The following is a 15,997-nucleotide window of genomic DNA, read 5'->3' on the forward strand; positions in this document are numbered from 1 at the left end:
GAGCTCCGCACACCGGTCCGGACCGATCCGCGGGAGCGCTGTTCGCCGGTCCGCTTCGACCGGCGGGGAAGGGACTATCCGACCGCGTCCCGCACGACGTCCGGGTAGTTGGTGATGATCCCGTCCACGCCGAAGTCCGCCCCGCGCGTGGCGGCCGCTGCGTCGTTGACCGTCCAGGTGTTGACCCGCAGCCGCTTGCCGTGCGCACCCTTCAGAGCGTGCACCGCGGCCACGTACTCGGCCGTGAGGGACGTGTGCGTCGGGTTGATCTGGTCGGTGAACGCCGCGTACGACGGCAGATCGGCGATCGCGGGGGTGCCGAGGAATCCGGTCGTGACGTCCGGCCGCTGCTGGTGCACCGCCTCGACGCTGTCCTTGCCGAAGCTCTGGATGACCAGCCGGCTCCTGACGTGGCTGCGGTCGAGCCAGCCCTCCTCGCGCAGCACCCGCAGGGTGTCCCTCTCGATGCCGGGGTAGAGCTCGGGCTTCTTGATCTCCAGCAGCAGCTTCTGGTTGTTGTCGTCCACGCGGTTCAGGTACTGCTTCAGCGTCGGGACGCGCGCGCCGGTCCACTCGGCGCCGCGCCAGCTGCCCGCGTCGAGGCCGGCGATCTCGGCCGCGGTGAAGTCCTTGACCTTCCACGGGGCGCGATCCGGGAAAACCTGCTCCACGTCGGTGGTCCGTGCGAGTGAATCGTCGTGCATGACGACCAGCTCGCCGTCCTTGGTGCGCTGGACGTCGTTCTCGACCCAGGCGAAGCCCATCTCGTCGGCGAGGTCGACTGCCGCGAGCGTGTTCTCGGGCGCGTAGGCGGATGCGCCGCGGTGCGCGATCACCAGCGGAGCGTCGTCCCCGGCGGCCGCGAGCTCGGTGCCGGTCGCGGAGCCGGGCAGGACCAGCGCGGTGATTCCCAGGGTCGTGGCGGCCAATGCTGCGACGGGGCGTGCGTACACGGGGATTCCTCACGTCGTTGAATCATGGACGAGTCGAGGCTTGCATCTCCCGGCCAACGAGGCACAGGCGAAGTATGGCCACAAGGTGAACGGATCCGCCTCCGCGAGACCCGCCTCCGCGAGACCCGCCGGGAGACTCCGGGCGGGAGACCCGACGCCGGAAAACTCGCCGCCGGGGACCCTGCGCCGAGGAAATTCAGCTGGGACGTTTGCTTAGACTTCCGCGAGCCGTACCCTCGCCCAGAACCAGACGTTCCATCAGAGATCGCGGGGATCGTAGGGCGGCGGGGGATCGCACGGGACGAAGGGTGCACGGAATGCAGGGCACGGTGGACGGATTCGGCTACGGTCTCGTCACCCCGGTGGCGGCCTACCTGATGGCATGCCTCGGCGGCGCCCTGGGCCTGCGCTGCACCGCCAGGGCCGTGCGGAACGGGCGTTCGTTCCGGCCGGGCCGGCTCCTGCTCGGCGCGAGCGCGATCGGCTCGGGCATCTGGAGCATGCACTTCATCGCGATGATGGGCTTCCGCGTGGAGGAGGTCTCCATCGGCTACGACAGGGCGACGACCTTCGCCAGCCTGGCCGTGGGCATCGTCATGGTCGGCATCGGGATATTCGTCGTCGGTCACCGGGGAGCAACGACGATGTCCCTGGTCACCGGCGGCACCATCACCGGGCTGGGGGTGGCGTCCATGCATTACCTCGGCATGGCCGGAATGCGACTGCCCGGGCGCCTCGAGTACGACACCGTGACCGTCGCTCTCTCCGTGGTGATCGCCGTCGTCGCAGCCACGGCGGCGCTGTGGGCGGCCGTGTCCGTCCGCGGGTTCCTGGCGAGCCTGGGGGCCAGCCTCGTGATGGGTCTCGCCGTGAGCGGGATGCACTACACGGGGATGGCGGCGGTCAGCGTCCATGTCCACGAGGCGGTCGACACGGCCGTCGCCGGCGACCCGCCCGCCGCGCTCCTCGCGCCCATGCTCGTGGGCCCCGCGGTGTTCCTGCTGCTCGCCGGTGTTGTCGTGTACGACCCGCTGCGGGCAGCGGGGAAGCCGGACCGGCAGGCACACACGGACGGCCGTGCCGTGCCCCGGGCGCAGGCGCGGCGCCCGGCGGCCGGCGGCGAGCGCAGGGCGGCCGTCCGGGCAGGGAGCCGCATCTCCCGACGCGATCCGGACGGAAGCTGGAGCGACTGATCGCCCACGGTTTCCCACCCGACTGTCAGTGGGGGGTCGTACGGTTGTTGCATGCGGCCCGTTTCCAAGATCGAACGTACGGTGGCGCCTTTCGAGGTCGTCAGTCCCTATCGGCCCAGCGGCGACCAGCCGACGGCCATTGCCGAGCTGGAGCGGCGCGTCGGCGCAGGTGAGAAGGACGTCGTCCTCCTGGGCGCGACCGGCACGGGCAAGTCGGCGACGACTGCCTGGATGATCGAGAAGCTTCAGCGCCCCACCCTGGTCATGGCGCCGAACAAGACCCTGGCCGCCCAGCTGGCGAACGAGTTCCGCGAGCTCCTCCCGAACAACGCGGTGGAGTACTTCGTCTCGTACTACGACTACTACCAGCCAGAGGCGTACGTCCCGCAGTCGGACACGTACATCGAGAAGGACTCCTCGATCAACGAGGAGGTCGAGCGCCTGCGCCACTCCGCGACCAATTCGCTGCTCACCCGGCGGGACGTCGTCGTGGTCGCCTCGGTCTCCTGCATCTACGGCCTCGGCACCCCGCAGGAGTACGTGGACCGCATGGTCCAGCTCAAGGTCGGCGACGAGATCGACCGCGACCAGCTGCTGCGCCGCTTCGTCGACATCCAGTACACCCGCAACGACCTGGCCTTCCAGCGCGGCACCTTCCGCGTCCGCGGCGACACCATCGAGATCTTCCCGGTCTACGAGGAGCTCGCCGTCCGTATCGAGATGTTCGGCGACGAGATCGAGGCCCTGTCCACGCTCCACCCGCTCACCGGCGAGATCCTCAGCGAGGACCAGTCGCTCTACGTGTTCCCCGCCAGCCACTACGTGGCGGGACCCGAGCGCATGGAGAAGGCGGTCAACGGCATCGAGGCGGAGCTCGGGCAGCGCCTCGCGGAGCTCGACAAGCAGGGCAAGCTGCTGGAGTCCCAGCGCCTGCGCATGCGCACCACGTACGACATCGAGATGATGCGCCAGATCGGCTCCTGCTCCGGCATCGAGAACTACTCGATGCATTTCGACGACCGGGAGCCCGGCTCGCCGCCGAACACCCTCCTCGACTACTTCCCCGAGGACTTCCTGCTCGTCATCGACGAGTCGCATGTGACGGTGCCGCAGATCGGGGCGATGTACGAGGGCGACGCGTCGCGCAAGCGCACGCTCGTCGACCACGGCTTCCGGCTGCCGTCCGCGCTCGACAACCGCCCGCTGAAGTGGGAGGAGTTCCAGCAGCGCATCGGCCAGACCGTCTATCTGTCGGCCACCCCCGGCGCCTACGAACTGTCCCGCGGCGACGGCTTCGTCGAGCAGATCATCCGCCCCACCGGGCTCGTCGACCCCCAGGTCGTCGTCAAGCCCACCGAGGGGCAGATCGACGACCTGGTGCACGAGATCCGCGAGCGCACCGAGAAGGACGAACGTGTCCTGGTCACCACGCTGACCAAGAAGATGGCCGAGGACCTGACCGACTACTTCCTCGAGCTCGGCATCCAGGTCCGCTATCTCCACAGTGACGTCGACACCCTCCGCCGCATCGAGCTGCTGCGCGAGCTGCGTTCCGGTGAGTACGACGTCCTGGTCGGCATCAACCTCCTGCGCGAGGGACTAGACCTGCCCGAGGTGTCGCTGGTCGCCATCCTCGACGCCGACAAGGAGGGCTTCCTGCGCTCCGGCACCTCCCTGATCCAGACCATCGGCCGCGCGGCGCGCAACGTCTCCGGCGAGGTCCATATGTACGCGGACAAGATCACGCCCGCGATGGAGAAGGCCATCGAGGAGACCAACCGCCGCCGCGAGAAGCAGATCGCGTACAACACGGAGAACGGCATCGACCCGCAGCCGCTCCGCAAGAAGATCAACGACATCGTCGCGACCATCGCGCGCGAGGAGATCGACACCGAGGAGCTGCTGGGTACCGGCTACCGCCAGGCGAAGGCCGACAAGCCGGGCAAGGGCGCCAAGGCGCCGGTGCCCTCGCTCGGTGCCGGAGCCGGTGCCCGAGCGGGCCGCAAGGGCGAGGTGCTCAGCGACCGGCCCGCGACCGAACTGGCCGGAATCATCGAAGAGATGACCGACCGTATGCGGGCTGCCGCCGCGGAGCTCCAGTTCGAGGTGGCGGCCCGGCTGCGCGACGAGGTAAGCGAGTTGAAGAAGGAGCTGCGTCAGATGAAGGAGGCAGGACTCGCCTGAGCCTGCCGCGCCTGCCGCGCCTGCCGCGCCTGCCGCGCCTGCCGTGGCGGCTGTGCCGGCCGGTGTGTTGCAAGACCGACACAAAAACCGACTGCCCCGGCGCCCTGTCGGTGCGACTGCGTAGGGTGCTGGGACAACCGCACGTATGGGCGGTGGCAATTCGCGAGAAGGGGACAGCGCGTGACGGTCAACATGACCAAGGGTCAGGCCATCAGCCTGCAGAAGAGCGACGGGGGCACGCTCACGGCGGTGCGGATGGGCCTCGGATGGCAGGCGGCCCCGCGCCGCGGTCTGTTCGGCTCGCGCACCCGCGAAGTCGACCTGGACGCCTCCGCGGTGCTGTTCGCCGACAAGCAGCCGGTGGACGTCGTGTTCTTCCGCCACCTCGTCAGCGACGACGGCTCCGTCAAGCACACCGGTGACAATTTGGTCGGCGGCGCTGGTTCCGGCGGCGACGACGAGGCGATCCTCGTCGACCTGCAGCGCGTGCCGGTCCACATCGACCAGATCGTCTTCACGGTCAACTCGTTCACCGGCCAGACGTTCCAGGAAGTGCAGAACGCCTTCTGCCGCATCGTCGACGAGACCAACGGCCAGGAGCTCGCCCGCTACACGCTCGACGGCGGCGGCCAGTACACCGCGCAGATCATGGCGAAGGTGCACCGCGCCGGCGGCGGCTGGCAGATGACGGCCCTGGGCAACCCTGCCAACGGCCGTACGTTCCAGGACCTGATGCCCGCGATCCTGCCGCACCTGTAGGCACGGCGGGACATCCGAGTCGTACCGCAGCTCCCGGAGGCACAGCCGCCGGGAGCTGCCCGCGTACCAACCGCACACAGCAGAGCACCGAGGGGACAGAGCGATGACGGCCGAGCTGGTCCGGGGGCAGAACCACCCCTTGCCCGACACCCGACTCGAGATCCGGGTGTCGGCCGGCCATCCGGTCGTCGCCTGCGCCACCTGCTTCGACGAACAGGGCGCCGTCCGCGCGGAATGGGTGGCACACCCCGGAGCTTCCGCTCTTCCCGGCATCGAAGTGCCCGGGCGCGCCGAGCGGTCCCCCCGTTTTGCCGTGGACCTCGACGACGTGCCCGACGCGGTGCATCAGGTCAATGTCATCCTCGCTCTCCCCGTGGGCGCCGGCGGTCCCGACCGGTTCGGCGCCACGGCGGCCCCGTACGTGGCGGTCACGAGCCAGGGCGGTACGGAGCTGGCCAGCTTCACCATCACCGGCCTCGACAGCGAAAACGCGCTGGTCGCCGTCGAGTTGTACCGCCGTCAGGGCGCCTGGAAAATCCGCGCGGTGGGTCAGGGATACGCGGGCGGCCTCGGCCAACTGCTGTCGGACCAGGGCATGGACCAGGCCGACCGCACGGCATCGGCCATCCAGGAGACGGCCGTGCCACGCGCGCACCGCGCCGAGCCGGCCCGGCTCCGCACGGCTGCCGACGCCGCGGCAGCGGCACCCGGCGGGGAGCAGTCCTCCCCGGGCGATGTCACGATCCCCGACGGTCCCACCGCCTCGGGACCGCAGCCCGCAGCGGCCGGTGCAGGCCCCCAGCAGACGCCGACGCCCGACCCTCCGCAGATGCCCGGAGGCCCCATCAACTACGCCCATCCGCGCAGACAGTCGGCCCCGCCCCCGCCCGCTCCCGCCGCGCCGCGCCGCCGGCCGAACCCGGCCGCCCGGCCGCCCCGGTGGCGGGCGACGCCAGCGGCTGGTCCATGGAAGAGCGCCTCTACAACCAGGTCTGGGGCATGTTCGAGGACCTCGCCCGGACCGTCGCCGCGTACCGCAGCGCCGTCGAGTTCGCCGAGTCCCGGATGGACAAGGAGCTCGACCAGGTCCTGTCCGACCCGCGCAGCCGCATCGGCAGCACCGGCGACGCGGCCAGGGCCGCGGCCCGCGCCAAGTGTGAGCAACTGACCGACCAGGCGCGGCAGGCACTCGACCGCGACCTGGCCCAGCTGACCGCGGAGTCGGAGGTCGTAGAACCGGCGCTGCCGCCCGCATTCGCCCGCTGGGACAACCCCAGCTGGCACGCCTACCGCGTCCCGATGGAGATCCCGATGGCCCTGCGCATCGGCGACCTCCATCTGCCGGAGAGCCCCGATCTGCGCATCCCGTGCCTGGTCCGGCTGCCGCTCGAGCGCGGGCTGTGGGTGGACAGCGGCCGTTCGAGCTCGGACGCAGCGATGGCGATGGACGAGGCGCAGCTGCGCCGGCTCGCCGTCGACTCGGCGGTCGCGCTCGCCGCCCGGCTGCTCGCCGTGTACCCGCCCGGCGAGTTCAGCGTCCATGCCATCGACCCGGCGGGCACTGCCGCCGCCTCGCTGGCTCCCCTGGTCGAATCCGGCGCCCTCACCGGCCCGCCGGCCGCGGGCGCCCAGGGCGTCAGCGCCGTCCTCGCCAAGCTCACCGAGCGGGTCGACCTGGTGACGATGGCGGTACGAGGGGGTGCGGCCGACTCTCTCCCGCCCGGCCTCGACACGGGCGAGCAGCTGCTGATCGTCAACGACTTCCCGCACGGTTTCGACGACCGCGCGGTCAACCAGCTCCGCTACCTCGCGGACGAGGGGCCGGCCGTCGGCGTCCACCTGCTGATGGTCGCGGACCGCGAGGACGCGACGGCCTACGGGCCGGTACTCGACCCGCTGTGGCGCTCGCTGCTACGGGTGACCCCGGTCCCCGACGACCACATCGCCGACCCGTGGGTGCGTCATGCGTGGACGTACGAGCCGCTGACCGTGCCGACGGGCAGCGGCGTGCTGCGCCAGGTGCTCGACCAGGTGACCGAGGCTCGACGGGCCTGGCGCCGCTGATCCGATCCGGGCTCCGACCAGCCCTTTTGGGGCGGCCTTTACCATCGCCTTTACCTTTCATTGGTCTTTCCTGTACCGTTCTTTGCGCGGAGGGGAGTACTCCCGACTCGCGGCGTGCCCGTCAATACGGACCTACAGAGAAGTCCCGGGGCGCCGGCCCGTGGTGCGGCTGAGGCCGCCCGGGTGGAAGAGACCTCCGGCAGCGACGACGCTGATCAGTAGCCGTACGACGCCGGAGGCGCAGTGGACGTTTCAATGACCGTTTGGGTGCTGACCATTCTTGGTCTCAGTGCCCTGATCGCTGTCGACTTCTTCATCGGGCGCAAGCCCCATGACGTGTCGATCAAGGAAGCCGGCATCTGGACCGTGGTCTGGATCGTGCTGGCCGCACTCTTCGGCCTCGGCCTGCTGTTCGCGGGCGAGAGCCAGGCGTCGGGCGAGTTCTTCGCGGGCTTCATCACGGAGAAGTCGCTCAGTGTCGACAACCTCTTCGTCTTCGTCCTGATCATGGCGAAGTTCGCCGTGCCCTCGCACCTCCAGCAGCGGGTGCTGCTGATCGGTGTGCTGATCGCCCTGGTGCTGCGCGCCATCTTCATCGCCGCGGGTGCGGCGATCATCGCCAGCTTCTCCTGGGTCTTCTACATCTTCGGCGCGTTCCTCATCTACACGGCCTGGAAGCTCATCCAGGAGGCGCGCTCCGACGACGAGGAGGAGGAGTTCGAGGAGAACAGGCTCCTCAAGTCGATCGAGCACCGCTTCGGTGTCGCCGACAAGTACCACGGCACGAAGCTCTTCATCCGCAACAACGGCAAGCGCGTCCTGACCCCGCTGATGGTCGTCATGCTCGCCATCGGCACCACCGACGTGCTCTTCGCTCTGGACTCGATCCCCGCGATCTTCGGTCTGACCCAGGACCCGTACATCGTCTTCACCGCCAACGCGTTCGCGCTGATGGGTCTGCGGCAGCTGTACTTCCTCATCGGCGGACTGCTCAAGAAGCTGGTCCACCTCAGCTACGGCCTGTCGGTGATCCTCGGCTTCATCGGTGTGAAGCTGGTGCTGCACGCCCTGCACGAGAGCGGTGTGCACGTTCCCGAGATCTCCATCCCGGTCTCGCTGGCCGTCATCTGCGGTGTCCTGGTGATCACGACGATCACCAGCCTCATCGCCTCCAAGAAGCAGGCTGAGCGGGAAGCCGCCGAAGCCTTGGAGAAGGACAAGGACAGCGTCGAGGCCTGACGGTCGCGCGACGCGTGAGCACAGCACCGGCGGGTGCGGACGGCAGGCCCGTCCGCACCCGCCGGTGTGTTTCCCCCACCGGTCCACCGGAGCCGCAGCACCGCATACCGTTGCGTGCGACAACCGACAGCGTTGCATGCGAGAACCGACGACACCCCGAGGACGACGCGATGGCCATCCCCGTACGCACCGGTGCCAAGGACCGTGTGCCGCTGCCCGCGCTGCGCCTCGACCGGTCGGCCGAGCCCGCCACCGCCGCGGTCCTGCTCCTGCACGGCGGCCGCGCCGACGCGGTGGAGCCGCCGCCCGCCCTGAACCTCCCAGGCGCCCGCATGCGCCCCTTCGCGCGGGCGATCGCCCGCGCGACCGCCGGCCACGGCGTCGCACTGGGCAGGGTCCGCTACGGCCACCGCGGCTGGAACGGCGACCGGGCGGACGCCGCCCGCGACGCCGGGCGAGCCCTCGACGAACTGGCCCTGCTGACCGGCCCCGTGCCCACCGTCCTGGTGGGCCACTCCATGGGTGCACGGGCCGCGCTGCACGCCGCCGGCCACCCCCATGTGAAGGCGGTCGTCGGTCTTGCCCCCTGGTGCCCGCCCGAAGACCCCGTCGACCATTTGGCGGGCAGATCGGTCGTGCTGCTGCACGGCGACCGGGACCGTGTCACGGACCCGGCAGAGACCTGGGCCTTCGCGGCGCGCGCCCGCAGCGCCGGCGCCGACGTCCGTGAACTCCCCATGCCCGGCGGCGATCACGCCATGCTCCGCGGCGCGTCGACCTGGCACGCCCTCACGACACGCTTGGTCCTCGGGCTGTTGGGGGTGGCGCCGACGTCGTGAAAACGATGGCCGGGCCGCGGACGCCCCACTTAGTATCCGACGGTGACGACGCCGGGGGACGGGAAATCGCCAGAGGACGCGGCCTTGGGGATCTTGACCAGGCACCGGTCCGGGCGGGAGACACCCGAACGACGGGGCACCTCGACCCCCTCACCTGCCCGCTGGACGTGCTCGCCGGCCTCATCCGCCACCCCGCCCCGCACCATCGCGTCCACGGCCTGGAGCTCCTGACCGAGCGTGCCGCCCGCTGCTTCGCCGACGAGAGGGAGAAGGAGCGCATCGCTGCGCTCCTCCCGCTGTCCGCGCCCGGCCCGACAAGCGGCCCCGCTACACGGATGTGCTCGCGAGGATCGAGGCGGCCGCCGCCGGGTAGGGCGGCGTCACCAGCCGCGTTCGCGCCACTCGGCCAGATGGGGCCGTTCCTCGCCGAGGCTGGTGTCCTTGCCGTGGCCCGGGTAGACCCATGTCTCGTCGGGGAGCCGGTCGAACAGCTTGGCCTTGACGCCGTCGAGCAGGCTGGTGAACGCCTGCGGGTCCTTGTGGGTGTTGCCCACGCCGCCGGGGAACAGGCAGTCGCCGGTGAAGATGTGCGGGTGACCGTGCGGGTCGTCGTAGACGAGCACGATCGAACCGGGGGTGTGACCCACCAGGTGGCGGGCCGTGAGCTCGACGCGCCCCACCTGGATCGTGTCCCCGTCGTCGACCGGTACGTCGGTGGGGACGGGGATGCCCTCGGCGTCGTGCCGGCCGGCGTAGGTGCGCGCGCCGGTCGCCCGCACGACCTCCTGCAGTGCCTGCCAGTGGTCGCCGTGGCGGTGGGTGGTGACGACGGCGGCGATGGAGTCGTCGCCGATCAGCTGCAGCAGGGTCTCCGGCTCTGCCGCCGCGTCGATCAGCAGCTGCTCACCGGTGGCGCGGCAGCGCAACAGATAGGCGTTGTTGTCCATCGGCCCCACGGCGACCTTGGAGATCATCAGGTCGGCGAGTTCGTGCACGTCCGCCGGGCCGCCGACCTTCACCGCTCCGCTGTATGTCATGCGTCTCAGCCTATAGCGGAGGCAGTACGGGCAGCGGGCCTCCGGCGCACTCCAGGGCGGTGCCGTCGCGGCGGCCGGAGAGCCAGCCCAGCACGTCCGCGGGGGAGCCGGAGACGGTGACCGGCGTCCCTTCCGCGCCGCCGGTGCGCCATTCGCCGCCGCCGGCCAGCACGCGGGTCGGCGGCACGTCCTCGCGGGCGCTCCACCGCTCCGCCAGGAAGGCGGTCTCCCGCTCGGTGAACTCCTTCGGCAGGTCCTCCAGCTCGTAGCCGATGCCGAGGTCGACATGGTGCAGCTCGACCTCGACGAGACGGCGGAAGGGGACGCGCGCGGCCCGGTCGGTCACCCCGTTGCGCAGCTCGACGGTGCGCTGCCAGTCCGCGGGGGCGGCACCCGTGTCCTGGAAGCGGGCCGCGGACGCGCGCACGTCGTCGAGCTGCTCGGAGAGCCCGCGGGAGGCGTCGCGCTCGATGTCGGCGTCGCGGGCCTCGGCTGTGACATACATCGGCCGGCCCTCGAGAACATTTACGAGCGCGTCGGCGTTACGGGAGATGTGGGCCAGTACGTGGCCGCGGGTCCAGCCCGGCAGCCGTGACGGTCCGGCCACGGCCGCGTTGTCCAGTGCGGCAGCCGCGGTGAGCAGCTGGTCGGTCGCTTCACGTACAGAGCGCAGGTCGCTCACGGGATCGATCATGGGGCCGACCCTAGCCCGCCCACTCGATCGGGTGAAGGTATCGGCACGCGTCCTTGAATCGAATGCGCGTGCTATACGCTCGTCGGAGGCATTCTTGAAGTCAGGCATTCATCGCATGGCTGCCCCCATAGGCTGGATCCAGCCCGGGACCGGGGGCTGTGCCCCCGCTTCTACTCAGAAAGGTGCGGACCGGCGTGGCCGACCGTCTCATCGTTCGTGGCGCTCGCGAGCACAACCTGAAGAACGTCTCGCTCGACCTCCCGCGTGACTCCCTCATCGTCTTCACCGGGCTCTCGGGATCGGGCAAGTCGTCCCTCGCGTTCGACACGATCTTCGCCGAGGGGCAGCGCCGTTACGTCGAGTCCCTCTCCTCCTACGCCCGGCAGTTCCTCGGCCAGATGGACAAGCCGGACGTCGACTTCATCGAGGGCCTCTCCCCGGCCGTCTCGATCGACCAGAAGTCGACCTCGCGCAACCCGCGCTCCACGGTCGGCACGATCACCGAGGTCTACGACTACCTCCGTCTGCTCTTCGCGCGCATCGGTAAGCCGCACTGCCCCGAGTGCCGCCGCCCCATCACGCGCCAGTCGCCGCAGGCCATCGTCGACAGGGTCCTCGAGCTGCCCGAGGGCAGCCGCTTCCAGGTGCTTTCGCCGCTGGTGCGCGAGCGCAAGGGCGAGTTCGTCGACCTCTTCTCCGACCTGCAGACCAAGGGCTACAGCCGCGCGCGCGTCGACGGGCAGACCGTCCAGCTCGCCGAGCCGCCCAAGCTCAAGAAGCAGGAGAAGCACACCATCGAGGTGGTCGTCGACCGCCTCACCGTGAAGGACTCCGCCAAGCGCCGGCTCACCGACTCGGTCGAGACCGCGCTCGGGCTCTCCGGCGGCATGGTCGTGCTCGACTTCGTCGACCTCCCGGAGGACGACCCCGAGCGCGAGCGGATGTTCTCGGAGCACCTCTACTGCCCGTACGACGACCTGTCCTTCGAAGAGCTCGAGCCCCGCTCGTTCTCCTTCAACTCGCCCTTCGGTGCCTGTCCCGACTGCACCGGCATCGGCACGCGCATGGAGGTCGACCCCGAGCTGATCGTCCCCGACGAGGAGAAGTCTCTCGACGAGGGCGCGATCCACCCGTGGTCGCACGGACACACCAAGGAGTACTTCGGCCGTCTGATCGGCGGGCTGTCGCAGGCGCTCGGCTTCTCCACGGACATGCCCTGGGCCGGGCTCCCCGCCCGCGCCAAGAAGGCCCTGCTGCACGGACACAAGACCCAGGTCGAGGTCCGCTACCGCAACCGCTACGGCCGGGAGCGCGCCTACACGACGCCCGCCTTCGAAGGCGCCGTGCAGTTCGTCAAGCGGCGGCACTCCGAGGCCGAGAGCGACTCCAGCAGGGAGCGCTTCGAGGGCTACATGCGCGAGGTGCCGTGCCCGACCTGTGAAGGCACCCGCCTCAAGCCGATCGTCCTCGCCGTCACCGTGATGGAGAGGTCCATCGCCGAGGTTTCCGCGATGTCCATCAGCGAGTGCGCGGAGTTCCTCGGCCGCCTCAAGCTGAACGCCCGCGACAAGAAGATCGCCGAGCGGGTGCTCAAGGAGGTCAACGAGCGGCTGCGCTTCCTGGTCGACGTCGGCCTCGACTACCTGTCGCTCAACCGCGCGGCCGGCACCCTGTCCGGCGGCGAGGCCCAGCGCATCCGGCTCGCCACCCAGATCGGCTCCGGCCTGGTCGGCGTGCTCTACGTCCTCGACGAGCCGTCCATCGGACTGCACCAGCGCGACAACCACCGGCTGATCGAGACCCTCGTCCGCCTGCGCGACATGGGCAACACCCTCATCGTCGTCGAGCACGACGAGGACACCATCAAGGTCGCCGACTGGGTCGTCGACATCGGTCCGGGCGCGGGAGAGCACGGTGGCAAGGTCGTGCACTCCGGGCCGTTGAAGCAGCTGCTGGCCAACAAGGAGTCGATGACCGGGCAGTACCTGGCCAGGAAGCGCTCCATCCCCACGCCGGAGCTGCGCCGCCCCGTCGACCCGACGCGCAGGCTCACCGTGCACGGCGCCCGGGAGAACAACCTCCAGGACATCGACGTCGCGTTCCCCCTCGGTGTGCTCACGGCCGTCACCGGCGTCTCCGGGTCCGGCAAGTCGACCCTGGTCAACGACATCCTCTACACCCACCTCGCCCGCGAACTGAACGGCGCGAAGTCGGTGCCGGGACGCCACACCCGGGTCGACGGCGACGATCTCGTCGACAAGGTGGTGCACGTCGACCAGTCGCCCATCGGCCGCACCCCGCGGTCCAACCCCGCCACGTACACCGGCGTCTTCGACCACGTCCGCAAGCTCTTCGCGGAGACGATGGAGGCCAAGGTCCGCGGCTACCTGCCGGGCCGGTTCTCCTTCAACGTCAAGGGCGGCCGCTGTGAGAACTGCTCCGGCGACGGCACCATCAAGATCGAGATGAACTTCCTGCCGGACGTGTACGTCCCGTGCGAGGTCTGCCACGGGGCGCGGTACAACCGCGAGACGCTGGAGGTCCACTACAAGGGCAAGTCCATCGCCGAGGTGCTGGACATGCCGATCGAGGAGGCGCTGCACTTCTTCGAGGCCGTCCCGACGATCTCCCGCCATCTGCGCACGCTCAACGAGGTGGGGCTGGGGTACGTCCGGCTGGGACAGTCGGCGCCGACGCTCTCCGGTGGTGAGGCGCAGCGCGTGAAGCTGGCGTCCGAGCTCCAGAAGCGGTCCACGGGACGCACGGTCTACGTCCTGGACGAGCCGACCACCGGCCTGCACTTCGAGGACATCAGCAAGCTGATCAACGTGCTGTCGGGACTCGTCGACAAGGGCAACTCGGTGATCGTCATCGAGCACAACCTGGACGTCATCAAGACGGCCGACTGGGTCGTGGACATGGGACCCGAAGGCGGCAGCGGGGGTGGCCTCGTGATCGCCGAGGGCACCCCGGAGCAGGTCGCCGGCGTCCCGGCGAGTCACACCGGCAAGTTCCTGCGCGACATCCTCGACGCCGACCGGATCAGCGATGCGGGAGCGGGAGTGCCGGGGGCGCGCAAGCCGACGAGGTCGGCGAAGCCGGTGAAGCAGGCGACGGTGGGGGCGCGGGCGCGCAAGGCGTGACAGAGGGTGGGGATGGGGTGGGGCCGTTGCCCCACCCCGCCCCTTCCTGAAACCGGTGGCTCTGTCCGACCCCCCGCCCCGGAGCCAGGGGCGCTGCCCTCAGCCGCCGTCCCGTTCCCGGAGCCAGGGGCGCTGCCCTCGTGCGCCGTCCCGTTCCCGCAGCCGCGGGGCCGGCACCCCGGGGGTGGTTCCCGTGGTGGACCCGGTCTGAGACGCGGGGATCTCCGCCGGTATCGTCGGTTCTGTCAGTGCACCCACCCCCGTCCCGAACCGTGGAGTCCCCATGCCCCCGACCGCCCGCCGCACCGTTCTGAAGGGTGCGGCCCTCGCCGGGGTCGCCGGGCTGGGCGTTGCCGCGTGTTCCACCGAGTCGAAGCTCGGCCATGCCGAGAACCCGACCCCCACCGCACCGGTCGACCTCGGTGCGGCCGACGCCGTCCCCGTGGGCGGGGCCAGGCTCTACCGCGAGCAGCGCCTGATAGTGCACTGTCCGGCGAAGGGCGAGTACAAAGCCTTCAGCGCCCAGTGCACCCACGCCGGCTGCGTCCTCGACAAGGTCGAGGGCACCGAGGGCAACTGTCCGTGCCACGGCAGCCGCTTCGACGTGACGACCGGCAAGGCGCTGAAGGGCCCGGCGACCGTGCCGCTGCCCGAGGTGCCGATCAAGGCCGAGGGCGGCAGGCTCGTGGCCGGCCCGGACGCACAGACAGGGGCATGAGCGGGCGTCGGGCTCAGCCCCAGTCCCAGGCGATGCCCAGCATTCCCGGCCGCACCCCCTGCTCCACGAGGTGCACCGTGCGGTGCCGGCCGCTGGGCGTGAGGTCCGTGCGCGCCCCTCGCGGCATGCCCGTCGTCGCCTGCGAGAAGCGGTGGCAGCGCACGGGCAGCGCACCCTCGTCGAAGCGCACCTGCAGTACGTACTGACCGCCCGCGTGGTCGAAGCCCCGCACGTACTCGGTGCTCGTCCCGCCGCCGCCGTCCTCGAAGCCGTAGCCGAAGACGTATGTCTCGCCCGCCCGCAGCCCGGCGTCGAAGAGCAGCTCCGCGATCACCACGCCGCTCGCCCGGTCCCGGCGCACCCGCCCGGGGCGGCAGTTCTCCAGGCCGCTCACCTCGACGCCCGCCGGGTCGCCGTCCGCGTCGCCGTGGTGGACGGCGAGGTAGCGGTCGACGCCGTCGCGGTGGGCGCGTACGACGTGCTGCGAGTGCCGCCCGAGCAGCTGGCGCCGGGCCCCGATGCGTACCCGTTCGTGGTGTCCGATCCTCTGCAGTCCGATGTCCTTCGGGGACTCGAGTTCGGCGAGGAGCCGTCCCACCGTCCCGGACGGATCCACCAGCGCGCGGTACGAACGGTACGAGCGGCCCCGGGCCCGGTCCGCCTCACGGCTGCCACTGCCCATGGCACCACCGTTGCCCGCGCCCAGGAGCCGGACCAGGGACTCCCCGGGCAGGTCGAGCAGTTCCTCCAGCGCGCGCACCGCCCGCAGCGACTCGGGGCGCTGTGGGCGGCGGGCGCCCTGCTGCCAGTAACTGAGGCTGGTCACCCCGACCTTGATCCCGCGGTGGGCGAGATGGTGCTGGACGCGCTGGAGCGGCAGACCGCGCACGGCGAGGGCGGCGCGCAGCGCCAGGTGGAAGGGGCCGGTGTTCAGTACCTGCGCCAGGTCGGCTTCGGCATGGCCCATGGATTCCTCCGGGACGAATCGCGTGCGGTGCTGCTCACGTGCTGCTCGGCAGTTCGGCTGCTCGGCCGCCGTGGGTGGGTGGACGGCGGCTCTCCGGATGAATGCGGCGGGACGGCGGTGGTCACGTCCGTGCCGCACCACTCTCGGTGCCGCGTCACCCCGCATTGAAGCGTGTTGACCTGCCCCCGACAAGGCGTGGGCGCACCG

12 protein-coding genes and 1 pseudogene are annotated in these 15,997 nt (G+C 70.4%); 8 read left to right on the forward strand and 5 right to left on the reverse strand.

The annotated features are described in order from the left end of the window. Positions 1 to 74 precede the first annotated feature (74 nt). On the reverse strand, positions 75 to 953 hold the full coding sequence (locus tag ABZ070_RS08295) for a glycerophosphodiester phosphodiesterase family protein (protein WP_356631270.1): 879 nt from the start codon (positions 951 to 953) through the stop codon (positions 75 to 77). 317 nt (positions 954 to 1,270) lie between these two features. On the opposite strand from ABZ070_RS08295, the gene ABZ070_RS08300 reads away from it, so the two are divergent. From ABZ070_RS08300 to ABZ070_RS08325, 6 genes and pseudogenes are all read left to right on the forward strand, one after another. Continuing rightward, the gene (locus ABZ070_RS08300) at positions 1,271 to 2,146 is read left to right on the forward strand and encodes an MHYT domain-containing protein (protein ID WP_356631272.1); all 876 of its coding nucleotides are present in this window, start codon (positions 1,271 to 1,273) and stop codon (positions 2,144 to 2,146) included. 51 nt (positions 2,147 to 2,197) lie between these two features. After that, on the forward strand, positions 2,198 to 4,330 hold the full coding sequence (uvrB, locus tag ABZ070_RS08305; protein ID WP_356631274.1) for an excinuclease ABC subunit UvrB: 2,133 nt from the start codon (positions 2,198 to 2,200) through the stop codon (positions 4,328 to 4,330). A gap of 180 nt (positions 4,331 to 4,510) precedes the next feature. Further along, positions 4,511 to 5,089 carry a TerD family protein gene (locus ABZ070_RS08310; RefSeq protein WP_100106600.1) on the forward strand — a complete coding sequence of 193 codons (579 nt, stop codon included), beginning with the start codon at positions 4,511 to 4,513 and terminating at the stop codon, positions 5,087 to 5,089. A gap of 103 nt (positions 5,090 to 5,192) precedes the next feature. Continuing rightward, positions 5,193 to 7,153: pseudogene (locus ABZ070_RS08315) on the forward strand (TerD family protein). Positions 7,154 to 7,396: 243 nt separating this feature from the next. After that, a complete protein-coding gene (locus tag ABZ070_RS08320) occupies positions 7,397 to 8,392 on the forward strand; it encodes a TerC/Alx family metal homeostasis membrane protein (RefSeq protein WP_356631276.1) in 996 nt (331 codons plus the stop codon). A gap of 170 nt (positions 8,393 to 8,562) precedes the next feature. Next, complete coding sequence (locus ABZ070_RS08325) at positions 8,563 to 9,231, forward strand: alpha/beta hydrolase (RefSeq protein WP_356631278.1); 669 nt, start codon at positions 8,563 to 8,565, stop codon at positions 9,229 to 9,231. A gap of 29 nt (positions 9,232 to 9,260) precedes the next feature. Here the strand turns inward: ABZ070_RS08325 and ABZ070_RS08330 are convergent, their stop codons facing one another. From ABZ070_RS08330 to ABZ070_RS08340, 3 genes are all read right to left on the reverse strand, one after another. Then, a complete protein-coding gene (locus tag ABZ070_RS08330) occupies positions 9,261 to 9,446 on the reverse strand; it encodes a hypothetical protein (RefSeq protein ID WP_356631280.1) in 186 nt (61 codons plus the stop codon). 165 nt (positions 9,447 to 9,611) lie between these two features. Beyond that, complete coding sequence (locus ABZ070_RS08335; RefSeq protein ID WP_356631282.1) at positions 9,612 to 10,268, reverse strand: MBL fold metallo-hydrolase; 657 nt, start codon at positions 10,266 to 10,268, stop codon at positions 9,612 to 9,614. A gap of 10 nt (positions 10,269 to 10,278) precedes the next feature. Next, a complete protein-coding gene (locus tag ABZ070_RS08340; protein ID WP_356631284.1) occupies positions 10,279 to 10,962 on the reverse strand; it encodes a maleylpyruvate isomerase family mycothiol-dependent enzyme in 684 nt (227 codons plus the stop codon). A gap of 194 nt (positions 10,963 to 11,156) precedes the next feature. Here ABZ070_RS08340 and uvrA point away from each other — a divergent pair, with 194 nt between their 5' ends. Both uvrA and ABZ070_RS08350 read left to right on the forward strand, forming a co-directional pair. Continuing rightward, positions 11,157 to 14,105, forward strand: a complete 2,949-nt coding sequence (gene uvrA, locus ABZ070_RS08345; protein WP_356631286.1) for an excinuclease ABC subunit UvrA — start codon at positions 11,157 to 11,159, stop codon at positions 14,103 to 14,105. A 283-nt stretch (positions 14,106 to 14,388) separates the two neighbouring features. Continuing rightward, the gene (locus tag ABZ070_RS08350; RefSeq protein WP_356631288.1) at positions 14,389 to 14,823 is read left to right on the forward strand and encodes a Rieske (2Fe-2S) protein; all 435 of its coding nucleotides are present in this window, start codon (positions 14,389 to 14,391) and stop codon (positions 14,821 to 14,823) included. 13 nt (positions 14,824 to 14,836) lie between these two features. Here the strand turns inward: ABZ070_RS08350 and ABZ070_RS08355 are convergent, their stop codons facing one another. Next, entirely contained in the window at positions 14,837 to 15,790 is a 954-nt protein-coding gene (locus ABZ070_RS08355; protein WP_356631290.1) for a hypothetical protein, read from the reverse strand. Positions 15,791 to 15,997: the final 207 nt, after the last annotated feature.

Source organism: Streptomyces sp. NPDC006283 (assembly GCF_040613325.1).
GTDB lineage: Bacteria > Actinomycetota > Actinomycetes > Streptomycetales > Streptomycetaceae > Streptomyces.

Excerpts from the sequence above, each read along its gene's own strand:
- ABZ070_RS08300 (WP_356631272.1), top strand. The coding sequence starts at position 1,271 with ATGCAGGGCACGGTGGACGGATTCGGCTACGGTCTCGTCACCCCGGTG.
- uvrB (WP_356631274.1), top strand. The coding sequence starts at position 2,198 with ATGCGGCCCGTTTCCAAGATCGAACGTACGGTGGCGCCTTTCGAGGTC.
- ABZ070_RS08325 (WP_356631278.1), top strand. The coding sequence starts at position 8,563 with ATGGCCATCCCCGTACGCACCGGTGCCAAGGACCGTGTGCCGCTGCCC.
- ABZ070_RS08335 (WP_356631282.1), bottom strand. The coding sequence starts at position 10,268 with ATGACATACAGCGGAGCGGTGAAGGTCGGCGGCCCGGCGGACGTGCAC.
- ABZ070_RS08340 (WP_356631284.1), bottom strand. The coding sequence starts at position 10,962 with ATGATCGATCCCGTGAGCGACCTGCGCTCTGTACGTGAAGCGACCGAC.
- ABZ070_RS08350 (WP_356631288.1), top strand. The coding sequence starts at position 14,389 with ATGCCCCCGACCGCCCGCCGCACCGTTCTGAAGGGTGCGGCCCTCGCC.
- ABZ070_RS08355 (WP_356631290.1), bottom strand. The coding sequence starts at position 15,790 with ATGGGCCATGCCGAAGCCGACCTGGCGCAGGTACTGAACACCGGCCCC.